This is a genomic window from Pantoea sp. Fr+CA_20 (assembly GCF_024520835.1).
GTDB classification, from domain to species: Bacteria; Pseudomonadota; Gammaproteobacteria; order Enterobacterales; family Enterobacteriaceae; genus Pantoea; species Pantoea allii.
In genome coordinates, this window is the sequence record NZ_JALNPN010000002.1 from 106,821 (window position 1) to 127,089 (window position 20,269).

Genomic DNA, 20,269 nt, shown 5'->3' on the forward strand with positions numbered 1-20,269 from the left:
TCTATGCTCCTTTCAGGCAGGTCTCATACTGGCTCGACAACTGTGAGAGGAATTTCACATAGCTGTCTTTTCCTAAGCTGATGTCTGTGCCCAGTGGATCGAGCGTGCCTTTTCGCACCTGGGTTCCACGGGCAACAGCATCGATGACCGCCGGCCTGAATTGTGGCTCAGCAAAGACGCAAACGGCCTTTTTCTCAACCAACTGTGTTCGAATTTGATGTAAGCGCTGTGCTCCAGGCTGAATTTCTGGGTTAACGGTAAAATGCCCTGTGGGCGAGAGACCGTAGTGTTTTTCAAAGTACGTGTAAGCGTCGTGAAAAACGAAATACCCTTTATCTTTAACCGGAGCAAGCTGTGAGATAATGCGCTTATCTGTGTTCGCTAATTCTGCCTCAAAGTGCTGCAGGTTGGCGTCAAGTTTGGCTTTATCCTGCGGCATAAGTTCCAATAATTTGCCATGGATTGCAACCGCGGTTTTTTTCGCTATCTCTGGTGACATCCACAAGTGCATATTAAACTCACCATGATGATGGTGATGCTCTGCATCGTGATCGTGCTCAGTATCGTCGTGGTCATGATGATCATCGTCTTCACCACCGCGGAGCAGCATCGGTTTTACGCCGGAAATTTGCACTATCTCAAGATTCTTTTTCTCGGGCAGTGCTGCGGCCGATTTGGTCATGAAAGCTTCCATTTCAGGACCAACCCAAACAACTAACTCCGCGTTTTGTAAGCGTTTTACGTCAGAGGGACGCAAGGCATAATCGTGTTCGGATGCCCCATCAGGCAGCAAAACGTCCACGGGCGTCACGCCATCAGCAATGGCCGAGGCGATAAACCCTACGGGCTTAATTGAGGCCACGATAGTGGCATGCGCGGGTAAGGCAGCAGAGGTCGCAAAAGCCATCGCAGTCAGGGTAAAAAATACCCCTTTTTTATTATGTAACATAATGCGTCATTCCTTCGTCATCAACAGATTAGATGTGATATTATAACATTCGAAATTCTGTGCAACCTGTAAATCTTATGCCATCACTTGTCACACTTGAGAACGTATCCATTAGTTTTGATCATCGCCCGGTGTTATCTGGCGTGAGTTTAGAACTTCATCCTGGTAAAATTTTAACGCTGCTGGGTCCTAACGGCGCGGGTAAATCGACGCTGGTTCGGGTGGTACTTGGCCTGCTTGCGCCCACGTCCGGTCAGGTTCGCCGAAGTGCGGACTTGCGTATCGGTTACGTGCCACAGAAACTGCATATCGATCCTACGCTGCCGGTGACGGTCGAGCGGTTTATGCGTTTGTCACGCGGCGCCCGTAATCAGGATATTTTGCCGGCCCTGAAGCGCGTTCAGGCCGGACACCTGCTGAAATCACCGTTGCAGAAACTGTCGGGCGGCGAAACCCAGCGCGTGTTACTGGCCCGCGCCCTGCTCAGTCAGCCTCAGTTGCTGGTGCTGGATGAACCGACTCAGGGCGTGGACGTTAACGGGCAAGTGGCGCTTTACGATCTGATCAATCAGCTGCGTCATGAACTGAATTGTGCCGTGCTGATGGTTTCCCATGATTTGCATTTAGTCATGGCAAAAACGGATGAAGTGCTCTGTCTTAACCATCATATTTGCTGTTCAGGTACGCCTGAAGCGGTGTCACAGCATCCCGAGTTTATCGCGATGTTTGGACCGCGTGGCGCGCAGGAACTGGCTATCTATCGTCATCATCATAATCACCGTCACGATCTTCAGGGACGTATCGTATTACGCAAAGGACCGGGTCCATCATGATTGAATTACTGCTTCCGGGCTGGCTGGGCGGCGTGATGCTGGCGCTGGCGGCCGGTCCACTGGGCTCGTTTGTCGTCTGGCGCAAGATGTCCTATTTCGGCGATACGCTGGCGCATGCCTCACTGCTCGGTGTCGCCTTTGGTTTACTGCTCAACGTCAATCCCTATTACGCCGTGATCATGGTGACGGTCTGTCTGGCGTTGGGTTTGGTCTGGCTGGAACGCCGCCCACATCTGGCGATTGATACGCTGCTGGGGATTATGGCACACAGTGCACTCTCACTTGGGCTGGTCGTGGTGAGCCTGATGTCGAATGTCCGGGTGGATTTGATGGCCTATCTGTTTGGTGATTTGCTGGCGGTAACGCCCAGCGATCTGTGGGCGATGGCGGCTGGCGTGCTGTTCGTCCTGGCCGTGATGGCCTGGCAGTGGCGCGCACTGTTGTCGATGACCATCAGCCCGGAGCTGGCTCAGGTTGACGGCGTCAATATTCAACGCACCCGACTGATGCTGATGCTGGTAACCGCATTGACCATTGGTGTGGCGATGAAATTTGTTGGCGCACTGATCATCACATCGCTGCTAATCATTCCGGCCGCCACTGCCCGGCGCTTTGCCCGTTCACCTGAAATGATGGCGGCGGTCGCCGTACTGATTGGGATCATAGCGGTAACCGGTGGATTAACCTTCTCGGCATTTTATGACACGCCTGCCGGCCCTTCAGTGGTGCTGTGCGCAGCCATACTTTTTATGCTCAGCATGGTGCGCAAACCGGCGCTGTAATCACGCGTCTTTGGTGATACCAAAGTGGCGATAGGCATGCTGCGTGGCCATCCGGCCGCGCGGTGTGCGCTGAATAAAGCCCTGTTGAATCAAGAATGGCTCGATGACATCTTCGATCGTTTCCCGCTCTTCACCAATTGCCGCCGCCAGGTTGTCCAGCCCCACCGGGCCGCCGGTGAATTTATCAATAATGGCCAGCAACAGTTTACGATCCATATAGTCGAAGCCTTCACTGTCCACATTCAACATATTGAGTGCTGTTACCGACACCTCGCCGCTCAGAAGACCGTTTGCACGCACCTCCGCAAAATCGCGTACCCGACGCAGCAGGCGATTGGCGATACGTGGCGTGCCCCGTGAGCGACGGGCAATTTCCAGCGCGGCTTCTTCGCTCAGCGCCAGGCCAAGGCAGGCGGCACTCCGGCCTACGATATGCTGGAGATCTTTTACCTGATAAAACTCCAGACGCTGTACGATGCCGAAGCGATCGCGCAAGGGCGAGGTCAGCGAGCCTGCCCGCGTCGTGGCACCGATCAGGGTAAAGGGCGGCAGATCAAGTTTGATTGAGCGCGCTGCCGGGCCTTCGCCAATCATAATATCCAGTTGGTAATCTTCCATGGCCGGATAAAGGACCTCTTCCACCACCGGAGAAAGGCGGTGGATCTCATCAATAAACAACACATCGTGAGGTTCGAGGTTGGTCAGCATCGCCGCCAGATCGCCCGCTTTCTCCAGCACCGGGCCAGAGGTTGTGCGCAGATTAACGCCCATCTCGTTTGCCACAATATTGGCCAGTGTGGTTTTACCCAATCCGGGCGGACCAAAAATCAGCAAATGATCCAGCGCATCGCCGCGCAGTTGCGCAGCCTTGATGAAAATTTCCATCTGCTCGCGCACCTGAGGCTGGCCCACATATTCGGTCAGCATTTTCGGACGAATAGCGCGGTCGAGGCCCTCTTCTTCGTTAATGCTGACAGCGGAGATCAGGCGATCGGCTTCAATCATGAATTACCTCAAATAGCAGCGCGGAGCGCTTCACGGATCAACGTTTCGCAATCCGCATCAGGGCGGCCAACTTTGCTGATCATACGGCTCGCTTCCTGCGGTTTATAACCCAGGGAAACCAGCGCTGCAACCGCTTCCGCTTCTGCGTCGTTGGTCTCCGGCTCCGGGCCAGGCGTGGTAAGCGTAAAGGCCGAATCCCCGCCGAACAGATCGCCATGCATGCCTTTAAAGCGATCTTTCATTTCCACCACCAGACGTTCAGCGGTTTTCTTGCCCACGCCCGGCAGTTTAACCAGCGCGGCGATCTCTTCTTTTTCCACTGCCGTGACAAACTGCTGTGCCGACATGCCCGACAGAATCGCCAGCGCCAGCTTAGGGCCAACGCCGTTCACTTTAATTAACTCGCGGAACAGCGCGCGTTCCTGCTTGCTGTTAAACCCAAACAGCAGTTGCGCATCTTCACGTACCACAAATTGGGTGAAGATCACCGCTTCGTGATTAAGATCAGGCAGCTCATAAAAACAGGTCATTGGCATATGTACTTCATAGCCGACGCCATGCGCCTCAAGCAGCACCAGCGGCGGCTGCTTTTCCAGAATAATGCCCCGTAAACGACCAATCACCTGATGCCTTCCTTATCCAAAGTATGTGGCGGAATTTATACCATAAAAAAGGCTGGATGAATATCCAGCCTGATAGCGATTAAGATGCGGTTGCTGTTAACTCTGGCGCAATCTGCCACGGCTCAGCATCAGCTTGCTGTCACTCATGCGCGCCGCGTTTTGTGCAACGTGGCAGTGCGTGATGGCGATTGCCAATGCATCGGCGGCATCGGCCTGCGGATTCGCCGCCAGTTTCAGCAGGGATTTGACCATATGCTGAACCTGGCTTTTTTCCGCACCACCTGTACCCACCACCGTTTGCTTCACCTGACGCGCCGCATATTCGAATACCGGCAAATCATGGTTAACCGCCGCCACGATAGCAGCACCTCGCGCCTGCCCCAGCTTCAGGGCAGAATCCGCATTCTTCGCCATAAAAACCTGCTCTATCGCGAAAAAATCCGGGGAAAACTGCGTAATGATTTCGCAAACCCCGGCATAGATCAGCTTGAGACGTGCTGGTAATTCCGTTGTGTTGGTACGAATACAGCCGCTGCCCAGATAAGTGAGCTGGCGACCGGTCTGACGAATCACCCCATAACCGGTAACGCGTGAGCCGGGGTCAATCCCCAAAATAATCGACATAACGCGTCTCCAGCCTGAGCGTGCGGCAGTACAGCATTAAAGCGTTTCCGCCACCTCGTCGGAGATTTCACCGTTATGGTAAACCTCCTGCACGTCATCACAGTCTTCCAGCATATCGATAAGACGCAGCAGTTTGGGGGCCGTTTCCGCATCCATTTCCGCTTTGGTTGACGGGATCATCGCCACTTCGGCCGTGTCGGCTTTCAGGCCAGCTGCTTCCAGCGCATCACGCACTGCACCCATCTCTTCCCACGCGGTAAACACGTCGATGGCACCGTCATCGTAACTGACCACGTCTTCTGCGCCCGCTTCCAGCGCCGCTTCCATGACCGCATCTTCGTCATGTCCCGGTGCGTAGGAGATCACGCCTTTTTTGCTGAACAGATAGGCCACGGAGCCGTCGGTACCCAGGTTGCCGCCGGTTTTGGTGAAGGCATGACGTACTTCACCAACGGTGCGGTTGCGGTTGTCACTCAGGCACTCAATCATCACGGCTGACCCGCCTGGACCGTAACCTTCATAAATGATGGTTTCCATATTGGAATCATCTTCACCGCCCACGCCGCGTGCAATCGCCCGGTTCATGGTGTCACGCGTCATGTTGTTGGACAGCGCTTTATCCATCGCCGCACGCAGACGCGGGTTCGAGCCAGGATCGCCGCCGCCCAGTTTGGCCGCCGTGACCAGCTCACGAATGATTTTGGTGAAGATTTTACCGCGCCTGGCGTCCTGAGCCGCCTTGCGGTGCTTGGTATTCGCCCATTTACTGTGTCCAGCCATCTTACTTTCTCTCCAATCTTTTATTTCGCCCGAGCTATCTGACGTGCGATCCCGACTCCCGCCAGTGCTCACCCAGGTTGCAGACAACCTGAACGCCCGGAAAAGGCGGCCCCGAAGGGGAGAGCATCACCCGTCATCCTCACGTACCCAAGTACGCGTCGGTTGCGGTACGCTGGCGGTAACCGGCCTCGCTGCGCCGTTTACGCTCGACTGTTCAATGCGTTGGTGAAGTTGTGTGGCAACTTACCCGCTTCATAAAACTTAATGCATTCGCCGCGCAAATAACGCGTTGCGGCAAGCATTCAAATAAATTCTTCAATCGCCTGACGATTACTCCAGGACTTAGTGAGGGCCGCGGCGGCGGCAGGCTCAAGCCAGCACGCGGCAAGATGCTCAGTGAGCAGCAGGTCGCGCTCAGTCGGTAAGGTCAACCTGAACCAGTGCTCACGATTGTGCGTGGTGCCGGGCGCGTAACGATGCCGATAGTGCGGGAAAATCTCAAAGTCGATTTCACGCTGACAGTCTTCTATCGTTAGCTGCTCGGCCTGCACATCAATGCCTAATTCCTCACCCACTTCGCGCTCAGCGGCCTGAAGCGGCACTTCATCCGCTTCAAGGCTGCCGGTGACCGATTGCCAAAAGTCCGGGTCATCACGGCGCTGCAGCATTAACACCCGGCCACTGTCCTGCGCAACAATCACCACTAACACAGAAACCGGATGTTTATACGGCATTACTTATTCTCAAGCTTATCTTTCTTCACCACCTGAATGCCTAATTCAAGCAGTGAGGCCGGATTGGCTTCGCTTGGCGCTTCAGTCATCATACAGGCCGCTGCCGTAGTTTTCGGGAAGGCGATAACGTCACGAATATTATCGGTACCGGTTAACAGCATGGTCAGACGATCCAGACCAAAGGCCAGGCCAGCATGCGGCGGCGTGCCGTACTTGAGTGCATCCAGCAGGAAGCCAAACTTCTCACGCTGTTCATGCTCTTCAATGCCCAGAATGCTAAACACCGTCTGCTGCATTTTACCGTTATGGATACGCACAGAACCGCCGCCCACTTCATAGCCGTTGATCACCATGTCGTAAGCATTCGCTACGGCCTGGGTAGGATCGGCCGCCAGCTGTTCCGCACTCATCGCTTTCGGTGCGGTAAACGGGTGGTGCATTGCGGCCAGACCACCTTCGTCATCTTCTTCAAACATCGGGAAGTCGATAACCCACAGCGGAGCCCAGGCTTTCTCATCGGTGATCTGCAGGTCGCGGCCCACTTTCAGACGCAGTGCGCCTAACGCATCTGCCACCACTTTGGCACGATCGGCACCGAAGAAGAGGATATCGCCATCCTGAGCGCCAGTGCGGCTGAGAACGGTTTCGACGATCTCAGCGTTAAGGAATTTCGCCACCGGACTCTGCACGCCGTCCAGACCGTTCGCGCGTTCATTTACCTTCATCCATGCCAGACCTTTGGCACCGTAGATCTCGACAAACTTGCCGTATTCATCAATCTGTTTACGGCTCAGCTGCGCACCGCCGGGTACGCGCAGCGCAGCAACACGGCCTTTCTCGTCGTTAGCCGGGCCGGAGAACACCTGGAATTCCACCGTTTTCAGCAGATCGCCAACATCCACCAGTTCCATCGGGTTACGCAGGTCTGGTTTGTCAGACCCGTAGCGATGCATGGCTTCGGCAAAGGTCATCTGCGGAAACTCACCGAGGTCCACGCCCTTCACGCTCTGCCAGAGTTCGCGGATCATGCGTTCCATAATCTCACGCACCTGCGGCGCGGTCAGGAAGGAGGTTTCCACGTCGATTTGCGTAAATTCAGGCTGGCGATCAGCGCGTAAATCTTCATCACGGAAGCATTTGACGATCTGATAATAGCGGTCAAAACCCGACATCATCAGCAACTGCTTAAACAGCTGCGGTGACTGAGGCAGTGCGTAGAACTTCCCTTTGTGCACGCGGCTCGGCACCAGGTAATCACGCGCGCCTTCCGGCGTAGCCTTCGTCAGCATCGGCGTTTCAATATCCAGGAAGCCCGCCTCATCCATAAAGCGACGCACAAAGCTGGTGATTTTCGCACGGGTCTTTAAGCGCTCCACCATTTCCGGGCGACGCAGATCAAGATAGCGGTACTTCAGACGCGCTTCTTCGCTGTTGTTCTGATTGGAATCGAGCGGGAGCGGTTCGGAACGGTTAATGATATTCAGCGTTTCGGCAAACACTTCGACTTCACCAGTCGCCATATCGGCATTTTTGTTTTTCCCGTCACGCGCACGCACAGTTCCGCTGATCTGGATACAGAATTCGTTACGCAGTTCAGAAGCCAGCTTGAATGCATCCTGACGATCGGGATCAAAAAATACCTGCACAATACCTTCACGGTCGCGCATATCGATAAAAATCAGGCTTCCCAGATCGCGACGGCGGTTGACCCAGCCGCAAAGCGTGACTTGCTGACCTACATGAGACAGATTGAGCTGTCCACAATACTCTGTACGCATAACACTATCCTTTTAACTTCGCCGCTGCAGCTGACAGCACCGGGCCGCGTAACCTGATGAGGTGCTGTCGTAAAAAAGGCCGCTATTATAATGGAAAAAGGCAAACAGGATAAGTGGAGCCACGTTAAAGCGCGGCATTTCCTGTTCGCTTTTCACCGGTTTGCGTCAATATACTGCCTTACAGGATAATTACTATCACACTCAACGGCGGGAGTCAGGCGTGACACTTCGTATTGGTTTGCCACAATGGCACCATGCGCACTGGAAGCGATGGGGCATCGAAACCCTGGCTGACTATGCGCGTTATTTCGGCACGGTGGAGGGCAATACCACGCTGTATGCGCTGCCGGATACCGAAACGGTCCTGCGCTGGCGGGATATGACACATGACCAGTTTCGTTTCTGTTTTAAATTTCCCAGCAGCATTAGCCATCAGGCTGCTCTGCAAAATACTGACGATTTAGTCACCGACTTTTTTCGCCTGATGACACCGCTCGCCGATCGCATTGGTCAGTACTGGTTACAGCTGCCTGCCAGCTTTTCGCCCGCCCAGTTGAACGATCTCTGGCGCTTTCTGGACAGTTTACCGGCGCTTTTTTCCTATGGCGTAGAAGTGCGTCATGCCGCGTTTTTTGCCAAAGGTGAGGCAGAACGCGCCCTGAACCGCGGTTTGCTGCAGCGTGGCGTGAATCGCGTCGTACTGGACAGCCGCCCGGTCCATAGCTCCACCTCGCAAAGTCCGGCAGCGCTTCACGCCCGTCAGCAAAAGCCTCGCGTTCCGCCGCACGCGCTGTTGACCGGTTCGCGGCCCATGATTCGCTTTGTCGGCAGCGACAATCTGGAAGAAAGCCTGCCACTGTTTCACATCTGGCTGACAAAGCTGGCGGAATGGCACACCCAGAGTGAACCGCTGGTGTTTATTCACACGCCGGATATGGGACAGGTTTTTCCGCTGGTGCAGGCTTTATGGCCAGAACTCCAAAAAATTGATGCCAGCATCGGTCCCGGACCAGACTGGCCGCAACAGGATTCGCTATTCTGATAGCAATGGGCAGCCTCGCCCCCTCTGGTAATATCGATAAAAAAAAGGAATCAATGATGATCAGCGCGTTATATGTGGTTATAGGTGCTTTACTGATAATGAAGTTCACGCTCAACGTCGTTCGCTTTCGGCGTCAGCACAAGGTTGCCTTTGGGGATGGCGGCCATCACGACCTGAATATGGCTATCCGCATTCACGGCAATGCCATTGAAACGATTCCCCTGGCGTTGCTGCTACTCGTGACGCTGGAAATGAATGGCGCAGATGTCTGGATGGTTCACCTGACGGGCATCCTGTTTTTTATTGGCCGTTTCCTGCACGCTTATGGGTTGCGCAATGACGCCATGAGCGGCCGTAAATACGGCATGATGCTGACGCTGTTTGCCCTGTGCGGAATGGTGGTTTTTAACCTCATTTATCTCCCCTGGCAGTTGGTGCTCACCCTGCATTAATGTTCGCGGCTTAAAGGGTGCAGGCCGCGGCAGTTTCTGCCAGAATAGCGCCCTTTCCGCTGTCTCTTCGGATTTTCGATATGTCTGATCGCGATCAACTCTTTTCTGCGCCCATTGCAAAACTGGGCGACTGGACTTTTGACGAACGTGTAGCTGAAGTGTTTCCCGACATGATTCAGCGCTCGGTGCCCGGCTATTCCAATATTATTTCGATGATTGGGATGCTGGCTGAACGGTTCGTCCAGCCCAACAGCCAGGTGTTTGACCTTGGCTGCTCATTAGGTGCCGCCACGCTCTCGGTGCGCCGCAATATTCACGTGCCCGGCTGCCAGATTATTGCCGTGGACAACTCTCCGGCCATGGTCGAGCGCTGCCGCCGCCATATCGATGCCTTTCGCGCCGATACGCCGGTTAGCGTGGTTGAAGCGGATATCTGTGACATTGAGATTGAGAACGCCTCTCTGGTCGTGCTCAATTTCACCCTGCAGTTTCTTGAGCCACCGGCCCGTCTTACGCTGTTAAGTAAAATCTGGCAGGGGCTGAATCCCGGTGGTGCGCTGGTGCTTTCTGAGAAGTTTAGCTTTGAAGATCCTGAAGTCGGCGAACTGCTGTTTAACATGCACCATGACTTTAAGCGTGCCAACGGTTACAGCGAGCTGGAAATCAGCCAGAAGCGCAGCATGCTGGAAAATGTCATGCTGACCGACAGCGTGGAAGCGCACAAGGCGCGCCTGAAGCAGGCGGGGTTTTCCCATGCTGAGTTATGGTTTCAGTGCTTTAATTTTGGTTCGTTGGTGGCATTAAAATGATCGACTTTGGCCGTTTTTATCAGCAAATCGCTGTTGGCCCCCTGGCAAAATGGCTGGAAGTGCTGCCCGCACAGATCAGCGACTGGCAGCGGGAAAATTTGCATGGACATTTCCGTGACTGGTACAAATCGCTGGAATATTTACCGCTGCTGGAACCCCAGCGGCTGGATCTGCTGAATAGTGTGAGCGCCGATCGTGATGATATCAGCGATCGTCATCGTCAGGGCATTGAGAAACTGCTGCGAAACCTGATGCCGTGGCGTAAAGGCCCCTATTCTCTGTATGGGACTGAGATTAATACCGAATGGCGTTCGGACTGGAAATGGGAGCGCGTGCTGCCTCATATTTCATCGCTGGCCGGACGAACCGTGCTGGATGTCGGTTGTGGCAGTGGCTATCACATGTGGCGCATGATTGGTGCGGGCGCGCATCTGGTGGTAGGTATCGATCCCATGCAGCTGTTTTTATGCCAGTTCGAAGCCGTGCGTAAACTGCTGAATGACGATCGGCGCGCCCATTTGCTGCCGCTCGGCATTGAACAACTGCCGGTTCTTCAGGCATTTGATACGGTGTTTTCCATGGGCGTGCTGTATCACCGTCGCTCCCCGCTTGACCACCTTCTCCAGTTAAAAAATCAGCTGGTGAACGGCGGCGAACTGGTACTGGAAACGCTGGTGATCGAAGGCGATGTGAATCAGGTACTGGTGCCAGGCGAACGCTATGCGCAGATGCGCAACGTCTATTTTATCCCCTCGGCTGAGGCGCTGAAAAGCTGGCTGGAGAAGTGCGGTTTTGTTGACGTGCGTATTGTTGATTTCGCCCTGACCTCCACCGAAGAGCAGCGCCGTACCGACTGGATGACCAGTGAATCACTGGCCGAGTTTCTCGACCCCGACGACAGCAGCAAAACCGTTGAAGGTTATCCAGCCCCGCTGCGCGCCGTGCTGGTTGCCACAAAACCGTAGCCCTCAGCGGCGAGACAGCGCCAGTTTCGCCGCAAAGCCTATAAACACACAGCCGGTTAAACGGTCCATGACCTTCAGTACCCGAGGCCGTTTTAACTGCGCAGCAAAATAATGGCTGCTGCCGATCAACACCGTGCTCCAGGCCAATCCCACCAGCATATGCGTCAACGCCATCAGACTGCACCAGATCGCCACGGAAGCACCCTGCGGAATAAACTGTGGCAAAAATGTCACATAGAAAACGCCGACTTTGGGATTCAGCAGATTACCCAGCAAGCCACGGCTAAAGCAGACCAGATGGCTTTGCTGAACCACGGCTTCAGCAGGCAGCGACGCGCTCTGGGTGCGTGGGTGCCACAGCAGCTTGACGCCCAGATAAAGTAAATAGGCCGCACCTATCCACTTCAACAGGTTATAAGCCATTTCAGAGGCCAGCAGCAGCGCGCCCAATCCCAGCCCCACCGCTATCCCCCACAACAAACACCCTGATGCCACGCCTAATGCCGTGGCGCTGGCGCGCCGCCAGCCTTGTGCCGCTGCCGACCGCAGGATTAAGGCGGTATCAAATCCCGGTGTCAGGGTCAAAATCACAATAGCAAACAGGAAAGAGAGTAAAGAAGCCGTCATATGCGTATCCCCGATAAACACCGACTCACGATATCAAGCGCATTTCTGTCTGTACAGCCAGCAAAAAAGCATTAGCTGCTATTCTTTTTAAGGGCTTTATCTTCGGGCCGGTAACGGCCTTCATTTATGTAACCAGGAGCAACGTTTATGAAATTTATTTTCTCTTCACCCCGCAAATATGTGCAAGGTGCTGGCGTACTCGATGAACTGGGAAACTATGTCGCCGAGCTGGGTAATCATGCTTTTGTGGTGGCAGACGATGTCGTCTGGGGACTGGTCGGTGAGCGGGCGCACTCTACGCTGACCCAGGCGGGCGTGAAGGTTATTCGCCAGCAGTTCAATGGTGAAGCGTCCAGTAATGAAATCACCCGCCTCAGTCAGCAAGCACAGCAACAAGGCTGTAACGTGGTGATTGGGCTGGGTGGCGGTAAAACGCTTGATACCGTTAAAGCAGTTGCCGATGAACTCAAGCAACCGGTGGTTATCGTGCCGACGATTGCCTCCACCGATGCGCCCTGTAGTGCCCTGTCGGTGATCTATTCTGACAGCGGCGTCTTTGAAAGCTATCGCTTCTACAGTAAAAACCCGGATTTGGTTTTGGTCGATACCGCAGTCTGCGCCGCCGCGCCTGCTCGCTTATTTGCCTCGGGCATTGCGGATGGTCTGGCCACCTGGGTCGAAGCCCAGGCAGTAGCCCGTAGCCATGCTAAATCGATGGTGAATGGCGATCCGACCATCGCCGGGCTGGCAATCGCCCGCGCCTGTGAAGAGACATTATTGACGTGGGGCTACAGCGCCTATGTGGCTGTTAAGGAAAAACGCGTGACGCCTGCGGTCGAGGCGGTGGTGGAAGCGAATACCTTGCTGTCAGGACTGGGGTTTGAGAATGCCGGTCTGGCAGGCGCGCACGCCATTCACAATGGTTTTACCGCCATCGAAGGCGATATTCACCACCTCACTCACGGCGAGAAAGTGGCCTACGGCACCTTAACCCAAATGGTACTGGAGCAGCGTCCCGATGAGGAAATTGCCCGCTACATCCGTTTCTACCGCTCCATCAATATGCCAACAACGCTGAAAGAGATGCATCTGGACGGGGTAAGTTGGGAGAATCTGGTAAAAATAGGGGCGCTGGCCAACAGTGAAGGCGATACGCTGAAAAACCTTAACCCCAACCTGGCACCGGAGCAGATTGCCCATGCGCTGCTGGGGTTGGATGCCTTTAGTCAGACAGTAAAATAATCGCTATTCCGTCGCCTCAGCGGGGTTATCCCAGTACTGGTATTTATAGACCGCGCTGAGGTGACGTTGAATGGTCCCTTTTTCGAACACTTCGGTTTCATTCAGATAACTCAGCGTGCAGTTGCCCTTTTCATCCCAAAACTGGCATTCATCCACGGAACGCAAGGTGCTGACGTCGGTCGTCGCGGTGCCATTCAGGCGCAGTTCCCGCGCCTGCTTGTCGTAGGTGTAAGTATCTTTGCGACGGGCCGAGGTTGAACGCGTTACCAGACCTTGCGAATTCCATTGATAACGGTATTCGCCATTACTGACAGGATCGGTTCCCCGCGCAACACTTTTCAGTAAACGGAAGCCGTTGTCATAACGGTAAGTCGTATCGGTAAAGCCGTCTTTGCCCATGCTGATAAATTTATCTGACGCGCTGATGATGTTGCCGTTTTTACCCTTCTGCCAGTTAATCGTGCCCTGGCGATTATCCACCACCACTTCGCTACCCTGCTTTAACACTTTAACCAGATAGGCATATTCCGCGACCCAGCCGCCCTGAACCCGCACCAGGTGTTGCTCCATACTCAGGATGACGTTACGCTCATTTTTGTCGTAGCTGATATCGGCCACCAGCAGATCGCCACAGCGGTCGAACTGCCCCAGCACCCGCTTTTGTGAATTAACGTCTTTGCCAAACTCACCGGCGATGACCTGACGCACCTCACCCTTTGCGCTACCGCCCAGCAGAATCCAGTTATTGCTGTTGGTCACCGCTTTATTGTGTGGCTGGCATGCTGCTGCCCATGAAGAGGGGAATGAAATCAGGGTGATTACAGCGGACAGCAGAACGCATCGCATGGTATGAGCCTCGGACGTCAATGTCGTTAACGGTTTACCTTAAATAGCAGGAACCGACTGATGAAGGTAAGCAGAATTATTTTGACAGCACGATTGCCTCACAGGCCATCCCAGAGGCGTCCTGACGGAATTTTGGACAAAAAATACCCCAGCAAATGTGCTGGGGTTTGGTACTTGCAAACATCACGTCATCAAACGGCGTGCTGCGCGGCAAAACTGGTAGTGAGTCAGGCCACTCGGGCGGTATTCATCTGCATCACGCTTTTCATTGCTTCAACGACATCGCTGTCGACGCAGTAACGGCTGAACTCATCAATTTCGGCTTCGGAACACATGGAGACACCCGCTTTGCGGTAGCGCATCGGCGATGCCACAAGGTGGCTGGCCGAGCTGTGTACCTCGCGGATATCCGCATCAAGAAACTTTTGCAGGTTGCTGAGACGTACCCCAGCACCGGCCATAATGATTGGACCTGTGCTGTATTCATTAAGTTCCCTCAATAATGCAATTCCGTTTTCCGCGCTTTGTTGCTGGCCAGAGGTCAGGATGCGCCGGACGCCGAAATCCGTCAGCACCTCAAGCGATCGCTTGGGCCGATGGCACAAATCAAAGGCGCGATGAAAGGTCACCGCCATACCGTCGCAAAGCGCCATAATCTGGCGCATCTGGCTGGCGTGGATATTGGCATCTTCATCCAACATACCCAGCACGATGCCAGGGAACCCCAGTTCACGGATGCGTGCTACGTCTGACTTCATCGTTTCAAATTCACGGCTGGAATAGCAAAAGTCGCCGCCGCGCGGGCGAACGATAGGATGCACCGGAACAGAAATGTCACGACGGGCGACTTCCAGCATGCCTGCAGAAGGCGTCAGTCCGCCTTCACGTGGCGCCGCGCAAAGCTCAATGCGATCGGCTCCCGCCTGCTGGGCGGTTAATGCACAATCCACGCCATAGCAACAAATTTCCAGTGTGGTCATTCTCTTCTCCTTTACATGGCTTCCTGTTCACGCCAAATTCGTCAGGTATGCTTATCCCTTAGAACAGTTTACGTGGAAAACTAACTATGACATTCAATTTTGACCAACGGATAGACCGCCGTCACAGTGATAGTCTTAAATGGCACAAATATGCGGGTCAGGATATTCTGCCACTGTGGGTCGCCGATACCGATTTTCGATCGCCTGAGTCGATCATTGAAGCCATTAAAAGTCGCGTTGACCACGGCGTTTTTGGTTACGGTGATGCGCCTCACGGCCTGATAAAAGCGCTGATCGCACGTTGTGCATCGCGCTATCACTGGCAGGTTGATCCCGAATGGATAGTGGTTTTACCCGGCGTGGTCTGCGGCTTAAATCTGTCGGTTCGGGCCTTTACCTCGCCACAGCAAGGCACCGTTGCCCCCTTACCGATTTATCCCCCTTTCCGTTCGGCCGCCAGACTGGCAGAGCGCGATCAGCTGAGCCTGCCATTAACCTTGCAGCAAGGACGTTGGGTGATGGATCTGCGCGCAGCGGAGGGAAAGATGCAGGACAAAAAGCTGTTGATGCTCTGTAATCCTCAGAACCCAGGCGGCACCGTTTATCGTCGGGAGGAACTGGAGGCACAGCTGGCATTTGCCCAACAGCATGATTTACTCGTGTGTTCTGATGAAATTCATTGCGATCTGCTGTTAACGCCGGGCTTGCAGCATATTCCGTTTGCCTCGCTGAGCGATGATGCTGCCCAGCGCAGCGTCACGCTGCTGTCCCCCTCAAAAACCTTTAATATTGCGGGCCTGGGCGCCTCCGTCGCCATCATCCCCAACCCCGAACTGCGCGCACGTTTTACCGCCGTGCGTCAGGGCATTGTGCCCTCGGTGGATATTCTGGCGCTGGTCGCTGCCGAGGTTGCCTGGCGCGACAATGATGACTGGCTTGATGCACAGCTTGAATATTTGCGGGGTAATCGCGACTGGCTGGTTTCTCAGGTGAATGCGCTGCCCGGGCTCTCAATGACATCCCCCGAAGGCAGCTATCTTGGCTGGATCGATGCCAGCGCCTTGCCGGTGGCCAGTCCGGCACTTTACTTCGAAAAGCACGGACTGGGATTATCACCGGGTCGCGATTTTGGCGATGACCGCTTTGTGCGGATTAATTTCGGTTGCCCGCGCGCCCTGCTGGAAGAAGCGGTCAAACGGCTTCAACGCGCCGTCGAGGCTCTCGCCTAAGACTGCTCACTGGCTACGATCTCTTCCAGGCTCCACGGGTGAAATTTTATCGTGGTTTCCCCATCGGTCACCGCCAGGGTCGGATTAGGCAGACGCTCATTTTCCCCTTTAGGCGAGCTGGTTTTAAAAGAAATACCGGGTTGTGCGAGCGCGTGGTCAGACAGTAGCGCCATCGCACGCATCCCAAGGGTTTCTGGCTCGCCCCTCAATACCACTTCCACATGCTCCCAGCCTTCATGGCGATAACGTTTCTCTCCCGGCCACGGCAGTTCAATCACGTCAATGTGCCAACTGGCAATGACCAGAGGTTGATACAGTTTGAACAGGCAGACAGGACGACCATTAATCATGGCCGCCGAGAACTGCCGCCCCATTTGTGCCAATCCCCGCTGCCAACGTTCGGCGGTGGCGTTTTGGTGACAGCGCACAGCAACGTGATCGACGTGCAGTTCGTCACCCTTTAACCCCAAACGTTGTGAAAACTTTTGTAACCGTTGTTCAAAGGCGGCCAGATCGTCGCGTAAGTCGTCCAGTTCTGCTGGAAAGGGGATACTCACTGTTACTTCTCTCCCGATCAAATTTAATTACTTAAAGTTCGTAACTCATTGTCAACGTTGAATCGTAAATGACAAAAGGGTGAGATTCATCTTATTTGGGTGATTATTTTCAGCTAAAGCGAATAAATAACGTTTTTAATTCAGAGTTATCTTCTTTTTAGATCCACTCTTAAGTTGATAAACACCAGTTAATATAATGTTTTTATTGAACATAATTAATACAATAAGATAAGTCTCATTTAATCCCGGACTGATTGCAGCTGCGTCGCCTTTCTTATAAATTTGCATTGATACCATTATAAGGAAAGTTTTTATGACTATGCTCATCGTTGTTGCAACATTGATCGCACTGATGGGATTTGCCCTTGCGCGCCACTGGAAGGTGCGAGAAGACAAAAGTGTTAAAAACGCGCGCCACGCACGCCGTCGCTGACGCCGCCGGGAAACATCTTCGGGCCTGTTTCCCCCGCCTTTATCCAGTTACTGACTCAAGCTGACATTTCACGTATACTTTTTCCCTCATTTTTTCCGTTCTGCCTGATGATTGATCTTGTCACTCCATCCGGCAGAATGATGATGACAGCTCGCTGCGCTGTCAGCGTGCTTTTCTCAGCATATTTAAGGTAATCCGGTGAATATTCAGGCGCTTCTTTCCGCAAAAGTCAGTCAGGCTATGGTGCTGGCTGGTGCTCCCTCCGATTGTGAACCTCAGGTTCGCCAGTCGGCCAAAGTTCAGTTTGGTGATTATCAGGCAAACGGCATTATGGCCGTTGCTAAAAAACTGGGCCAGGCGCCACGACAACTAGCCGAAACCGTCATTCAACATCTGGACCTTAGCGGTATCGCCAGCAAGGTTGAGATTGCCGGACCGGGTTTCATTAATATCTTTCTCGATCGCAGCTGGCTGGCAGATAACGCCAGAAAAGCACTGCATCATCCGCGACTCGGTGTCAGCACCGTTGAACCCCAAACAGTCGTGGTGGATTACTCTGCGCCGAACGTGGCAAAAGAGATGCACGTCGGTCACGTACGCTCCACCATTATTGGTGATGCGGCCGTGCGCACCCTGGAGTTTCTGGGACATAACGTCATCCGCGCCAACCACGTTGGCGACTGGGGCACGCAGTTCGGTATGCTGATCGCCTTTCTTGAGAAACAGCAAAACGAGAACCACGCCGAAATGGCGCTGGCAGACTTAGAAGGCTTTTACCGTGAAGCCAAGCGCACTTACGATGAAGACCCTGATTTTGCGGAGCGTGCGCGCCGCTACGTGGTGAAGTTACAGGGCGGCGACGAGTACTGCCGTCAGATGTGGAAAAAGCTGGTTGATATCACCATGAGTCAAAACCAGCATATTTATAACCGCCTGAACGTCACCCTCACCCGTAAAGATGTCATGGGCGAAAGCCTTTATAACGATATGTTGCCCGGTATTGTCGCCGACCTGAAAGCAAAAGGCTTAGCGGTCGAAAGCGAAGGTGCAACGGTCGTTTTTCTGGATGAATACCAGAATAAAGAAGGTGAGCCGATGGGCGTCATCATTCAAAAGAAAGACGGCGGCTATCTTTACACCACAACTGATATTGCCTGTGCGAAATACCGTTACGAGACGCTGCACGCCGATCGCGTAATTTATTACATCGATTCGCGCCAGCATCAGCATCTGCAGCAGGCATGGACCATCGTGCGTAAAGCCGGCTATGTACCTGAATCTGTCCCGCTTGAGCATCACGCATTTGGCATGATGCTGGGCAAAGACGGTCGTCCGTTTAAGACCCGCAGTGGCGGTACCATTAAACTTTCCGATCTGCTGGATGAAGCATACCAGCGTGCTTACACGCTGGTGCGCGAAAAAAACCCGGATATGAGCGAAGACGAGGTGGTTTCGCTCGCGGAAGTGGTGGGCATCAGCGCAGTGAAATATGCTGACCTGTCAAAAAGCCGTACCACGGATTACATCTTTGACTGGGACAACATGCTGGCGTTTGAAGGTAACACCGCGCCCTATATGCAGTACGCTTATACGCGTGTGCTGTCCGTATTCCGCAAAGCGGGCATCGAAGCCGAGACGATTCAGGCAGATATCACCCTGAGCGACGATCGTGAAGCCCTCCTGACAACGCGCCTGCTGCAGTTCGAAGAGGTCATCACCCAGGTTGCCCGCGACGGCACGCCGCATGTGATGTGTGCTTACCTCTACGACCTGGCCGGTCTGTTTTCTGGCTTCTACGAACACTGCCCGATTCTGGCGGCAGAGGATGACGCGACCCGCCAGAGCCGCTTACAGATTGCTGCCCTGACCGCTAAAACCCTGAAGCTGGGGCTGGATACGCTGGGTATCAAAACCGTTGATCGCATGTAATTGCTTATGGCGCTGAGCCCTCACTCTGACTCAGCGCCTGTCTGTCATCCTGCCCACCTGTCTTATCCCCCGCTGCCTCATGATTTCCTCTGCGCCCCTCTGCATGCCTGTCTTCGCACCTGAAGGTGGTAACGACATAAATCAGCACGCTATTGCCTCAAAACAAGACATCGTCATGCCTGGCAGCAGCCCGATCGGCGCAGACAACCTACATCCCCTGTTTATCGGCAAAATCTCATGACGTGATGCCATTCTCAGTACCGGACTCTACTATAAGCCCGCATTTCATCAGGTCTTTACGTGTTTCGAGAAAGGATAATCCATCGATGTTAAGAAAAACATTTGCCGAATTCATCGGTACATTCTGGCTGGTATTGGGGGGTTGCGGGAGCGCCCTGTTCGCCGCGAATTTTCCGCAAACCGGGATTGGTTTTGCTGGCGTGGCTCTGGCTTTTGGCCTCTGCGTGCTGACCATGGCCTTTGCTGTTGGTCATCTCTCAGGCGGGCATTTTAATCCTGCCGTCACTCTGGGGCTGTGGGCCGGTGGCCGCATCGGATATCAGACTATTTTCCCCTATATGATTGGGCAAGTGGCTGGCGGTATCGCCGCGGCGGCTCTGCTGTATCTGATCGCACGGGGCCAGGCTGGTTTTGATGTGGCAGCCAGCGGTTTCGCTGCCAATGGCTTTGCCGAACATTCCCCAGGCGGCTATTCACTGTGCGCAGCCGTGGTGACTGAGCTGGTGCTCAGCGCCTTTTTTCTGATCATCATTCAGGGTGCGACCGATAAACGCGCGCCTGCGGGTTTCGCGCCGGTGGCGATTGGCCTGGCCTTAACGCTTATTCATTTAATCAGCATTCCCGTGACCAATACGTCGGTGAATCCGGCGCGCAGTACGGCGATGGCGGTATTCCAGGGAACCTGGGCGTTACAGCAGTTGTGGGTATTCTGGCTGGTGCCGCTGGTGGGCGGGGTAACTGGCGGGTTGCTCTATCGTTATTTGCTGGCAAGTAAAGACTAATGGATGACGGTGATGACCGAACCTGTGG

General features: G+C 54.0%; 21 protein-coding genes. 10 read left to right on the forward strand and 11 right to left on the reverse strand.

Annotation, left to right across the window (positions count from 1 at the left end):
* Position 1: 1 nt before the first annotated feature.
* Positions 2 to 949, reverse strand: a complete 948-nt coding sequence (znuA, locus tag NR177_RS02960; RefSeq protein WP_256852268.1) for a zinc ABC transporter substrate-binding protein ZnuA — start codon at positions 947 to 949, stop codon at positions 2 to 4.
* A 77-nt stretch (positions 950 to 1,026) separates the two neighbouring features.
* Between znuA and znuC the strand changes: the two genes are divergently transcribed.
* Both znuC and znuB read left to right on the forward strand, forming a co-directional pair.
* Positions 1,027 to 1,782, forward strand: coding sequence for a zinc ABC transporter ATP-binding protein ZnuC (gene znuC / locus NR177_RS02965; RefSeq protein ID WP_096011152.1), 756 nt, complete (start codon positions 1,027 to 1,029; stop codon positions 1,780 to 1,782).
* Positions 1,779 to 2,564: a zinc ABC transporter permease subunit ZnuB gene (gene znuB, locus NR177_RS02970; protein ID WP_063879896.1), complete on the forward strand. Its 786-nt coding sequence runs from the start codon at positions 1,779 to 1,781 to the stop codon at positions 2,562 to 2,564. The genes znuC and znuB overlap by 4 nt, the downstream gene beginning before the upstream one ends.
* Here the strand turns inward: znuB and ruvB are convergent, their stop codons facing one another.
* The 6 genes from ruvB to aspS all read right to left on the reverse strand — a co-directional run bounded on the left by ruvB (position 2,565) and on the right by aspS (position 8,108).
* Positions 2,565 to 3,569 carry a Holliday junction branch migration DNA helicase RuvB gene (gene ruvB / locus NR177_RS02975; RefSeq protein ID WP_063879897.1) on the reverse strand — a complete coding sequence of 335 codons (1,005 nt, stop codon included), beginning with the start codon at positions 3,567 to 3,569 and terminating at the stop codon, positions 2,565 to 2,567. It lies immediately after the preceding gene.
* 8 nt (positions 3,570 to 3,577) lie between these two features.
* Positions 3,578 to 4,192, reverse strand: a complete 615-nt coding sequence (gene ruvA / locus NR177_RS02980) for a Holliday junction branch migration protein RuvA (RefSeq protein ID WP_063879898.1) — start codon at positions 4,190 to 4,192, stop codon at positions 3,578 to 3,580.
* Positions 4,193 to 4,288: 96 nt separating this feature from the next.
* Positions 4,289 to 4,816 (reverse strand): crossover junction endodeoxyribonuclease RuvC, encoded by a 528-nt coding sequence (ruvC, locus tag NR177_RS02985; RefSeq protein ID WP_256852269.1) that lies wholly within the window; start codon positions 4,814 to 4,816, stop codon positions 4,289 to 4,291.
* Between the two features lie 36 nt (positions 4,817 to 4,852).
* Entirely contained in the window at positions 4,853 to 5,596 is a 744-nt protein-coding gene (locus NR177_RS02990; RefSeq protein ID WP_256852270.1) for a YebC/PmpR family DNA-binding transcriptional regulator, read from the reverse strand.
* A gap of 302 nt (positions 5,597 to 5,898) precedes the next feature.
* Positions 5,899 to 6,330: a dihydroneopterin triphosphate diphosphatase gene (gene nudB / locus NR177_RS02995; RefSeq protein WP_063879901.1), complete on the reverse strand. Its 432-nt coding sequence runs from the start codon at positions 6,328 to 6,330 to the stop codon at positions 5,899 to 5,901.
* Positions 6,330 to 8,108 carry an aspartate--tRNA ligase gene (aspS, locus tag NR177_RS03000; RefSeq protein ID WP_096011151.1) on the reverse strand — a complete coding sequence of 593 codons (1,779 nt, stop codon included), beginning with the start codon at positions 8,106 to 8,108 and terminating at the stop codon, positions 6,330 to 6,332. Before aspS ends, nudB begins: the two co-directional genes overlap by 1 nt.
* A 220-nt stretch (positions 8,109 to 8,328) precedes the next feature.
* On the opposite strand from aspS, the gene NR177_RS03005 reads away from it, so the two are divergent.
* The 4 genes from NR177_RS03005 (at position 8,329) to cmoB (ending at position 11,376) form a co-directional block, all read left to right on the forward strand.
* Entirely contained in the window at positions 8,329 to 9,150 is an 822-nt protein-coding gene (locus NR177_RS03005) for a DUF72 domain-containing protein (protein WP_256852271.1), read from the forward strand.
* A gap of 56 nt (positions 9,151 to 9,206) precedes the next feature.
* Positions 9,207 to 9,602, forward strand: coding sequence for an MAPEG family protein (locus NR177_RS03010; RefSeq protein WP_063879904.1), 396 nt, complete (start codon positions 9,207 to 9,209; stop codon positions 9,600 to 9,602).
* 80 nt (positions 9,603 to 9,682) lie between these two features.
* Positions 9,683 to 10,411 (forward strand): carboxy-S-adenosyl-L-methionine synthase CmoA, encoded by a 729-nt coding sequence (cmoA, locus tag NR177_RS03015; protein ID WP_063879905.1) that lies wholly within the window; start codon positions 9,683 to 9,685, stop codon positions 10,409 to 10,411.
* Complete coding sequence (gene cmoB, locus NR177_RS03020) at positions 10,408 to 11,376, forward strand: tRNA 5-methoxyuridine(34)/uridine 5-oxyacetic acid(34) synthase CmoB (RefSeq protein ID WP_096011149.1); 969 nt, start codon at positions 10,408 to 10,410, stop codon at positions 11,374 to 11,376. The genes cmoA and cmoB overlap by 4 nt, the downstream gene beginning before the upstream one ends.
* A 3-nt stretch (positions 11,377 to 11,379) precedes the next feature.
* Here cmoB and NR177_RS03025 read toward each other — a convergent pair whose 3' ends face one another.
* Positions 11,380 to 12,003: a LysE family translocator gene (locus tag NR177_RS03025; protein WP_063881192.1), complete on the reverse strand. Its 624-nt coding sequence runs from the start codon at positions 12,001 to 12,003 to the stop codon at positions 11,380 to 11,382.
* A gap of 147 nt (positions 12,004 to 12,150) precedes the next feature.
* On the opposite strand from NR177_RS03025, the gene NR177_RS03030 reads away from it, so the two are divergent.
* Positions 12,151 to 13,245, forward strand: coding sequence for a glycerol dehydrogenase (locus tag NR177_RS03030; protein WP_063879907.1), 1,095 nt, complete (start codon positions 12,151 to 12,153; stop codon positions 13,243 to 13,245).
* 3 nt (positions 13,246 to 13,248) lie between these two features.
* On the opposite strand, the gene NR177_RS03035 is transcribed toward NR177_RS03030, so the two are convergent.
* Positions 13,249 to 14,091 carry a hypothetical protein gene (locus NR177_RS03035; protein ID WP_063879908.1) on the reverse strand — a complete coding sequence of 281 codons (843 nt, stop codon included), beginning with the start codon at positions 14,089 to 14,091 and terminating at the stop codon, positions 13,249 to 13,251.
* 227 nt (positions 14,092 to 14,318) lie between these two features.
* On the reverse strand, positions 14,319 to 15,071 hold the full coding sequence (gene cutC, locus NR177_RS03040; RefSeq protein ID WP_063879909.1) for a copper homeostasis protein CutC: 753 nt from the start codon (positions 15,069 to 15,071) through the stop codon (positions 14,319 to 14,321).
* 86 nt (positions 15,072 to 15,157) lie between these two features.
* Between cutC and NR177_RS03045 the strand changes: the two genes are divergently transcribed.
* Positions 15,158 to 16,300 carry a MalY/PatB family protein gene (locus NR177_RS03045; protein ID WP_256852272.1) on the forward strand — a complete coding sequence of 381 codons (1,143 nt, stop codon included), beginning with the start codon at positions 15,158 to 15,160 and terminating at the stop codon, positions 16,298 to 16,300.
* On the opposite strand, the gene NR177_RS03050 is transcribed toward NR177_RS03045, so the two are convergent.
* Entirely contained in the window at positions 16,297 to 16,857 is a 561-nt protein-coding gene (locus tag NR177_RS03050; protein WP_256852273.1) for a VOC family protein, read from the reverse strand. The genes NR177_RS03045 and NR177_RS03050 overlap by 4 nt on opposite strands.
* Before the next feature lie 631 nt (positions 16,858 to 17,488).
* Here NR177_RS03050 and argS point away from each other — a divergent pair.
* Positions 17,489 to 19,219 (forward strand): arginine--tRNA ligase, encoded by a 1,731-nt coding sequence (gene argS / locus NR177_RS03055; RefSeq protein WP_109716486.1) that lies wholly within the window; start codon positions 17,489 to 17,491, stop codon positions 19,217 to 19,219.
* A 326-nt stretch (positions 19,220 to 19,545) separates the two neighbouring features.
* On the forward strand, positions 19,546 to 20,241 hold the full coding sequence (gene aqpZ, locus NR177_RS03060; protein WP_096011145.1) for an aquaporin Z: 696 nt from the start codon (positions 19,546 to 19,548) through the stop codon (positions 20,239 to 20,241).
* The last annotated feature ends 28 nt before the right edge of the window (positions 20,242 to 20,269 follow it).

Excerpts from the sequence above, each read along its gene's own strand:
- ruvB (WP_063879897.1), bottom strand. The coding sequence starts at position 3,569 with ATGATTGAAGCCGATCGCCTGATCTCCGCTGTCAGCATTAACGAAGAA.
- znuA (WP_256852268.1), bottom strand. The coding sequence starts at position 949 with ATGTTACATAATAAAAAAGGGGTATTTTTTACCCTGACTGCGATGGCT.
- aqpZ (WP_096011145.1), top strand. The coding sequence starts at position 19,546 with ATGTTAAGAAAAACATTTGCCGAATTCATCGGTACATTCTGGCTGGTA.
- znuB (WP_063879896.1), top strand. The coding sequence starts at position 1,779 with ATGATTGAATTACTGCTTCCGGGCTGGCTGGGCGGCGTGATGCTGGCG.
- NR177_RS03010 (WP_063879904.1), top strand. The coding sequence starts at position 9,207 with ATGATCAGCGCGTTATATGTGGTTATAGGTGCTTTACTGATAATGAAG.
- cutC (WP_063879909.1), bottom strand. The coding sequence starts at position 15,071 with ATGACCACACTGGAAATTTGTTGCTATGGCGTGGATTGTGCATTAACC.
- NR177_RS03030 (WP_063879907.1), top strand. The coding sequence starts at position 12,151 with ATGAAATTTATTTTCTCTTCACCCCGCAAATATGTGCAAGGTGCTGGC.
- aspS (WP_096011151.1), bottom strand. The coding sequence starts at position 8,108 with ATGCGTACAGAGTATTGTGGACAGCTCAATCTGTCTCATGTAGGTCAG.
- cmoA (WP_063879905.1), top strand. The coding sequence starts at position 9,683 with ATGTCTGATCGCGATCAACTCTTTTCTGCGCCCATTGCAAAACTGGGC.
- nudB (WP_063879901.1), bottom strand. The coding sequence starts at position 6,330 with ATGCCGTATAAACATCCGGTTTCTGTGTTAGTGGTGATTGTTGCGCAG.
- NR177_RS02990 (WP_256852270.1), bottom strand. The coding sequence starts at position 5,596 with ATGGCTGGACACAGTAAATGGGCGAATACCAAGCACCGCAAGGCGGCT.
- NR177_RS03025 (WP_063881192.1), bottom strand. The coding sequence starts at position 12,003 with ATGACGGCTTCTTTACTCTCTTTCCTGTTTGCTATTGTGATTTTGACC.
- cmoB (WP_096011149.1), top strand. The coding sequence starts at position 10,408 with ATGATCGACTTTGGCCGTTTTTATCAGCAAATCGCTGTTGGCCCCCTG.
- NR177_RS03035 (WP_063879908.1), bottom strand. The coding sequence starts at position 14,091 with ATGCGATGCGTTCTGCTGTCCGCTGTAATCACCCTGATTTCATTCCCC.
- NR177_RS03045 (WP_256852272.1), top strand. The coding sequence starts at position 15,158 with ATGACATTCAATTTTGACCAACGGATAGACCGCCGTCACAGTGATAGT.
- znuC (WP_096011152.1), top strand. The coding sequence starts at position 1,027 with ATGCCATCACTTGTCACACTTGAGAACGTATCCATTAGTTTTGATCAT.
- ruvC (WP_256852269.1), bottom strand. The coding sequence starts at position 4,816 with ATGTCGATTATTTTGGGGATTGACCCCGGCTCACGCGTTACCGGTTAT.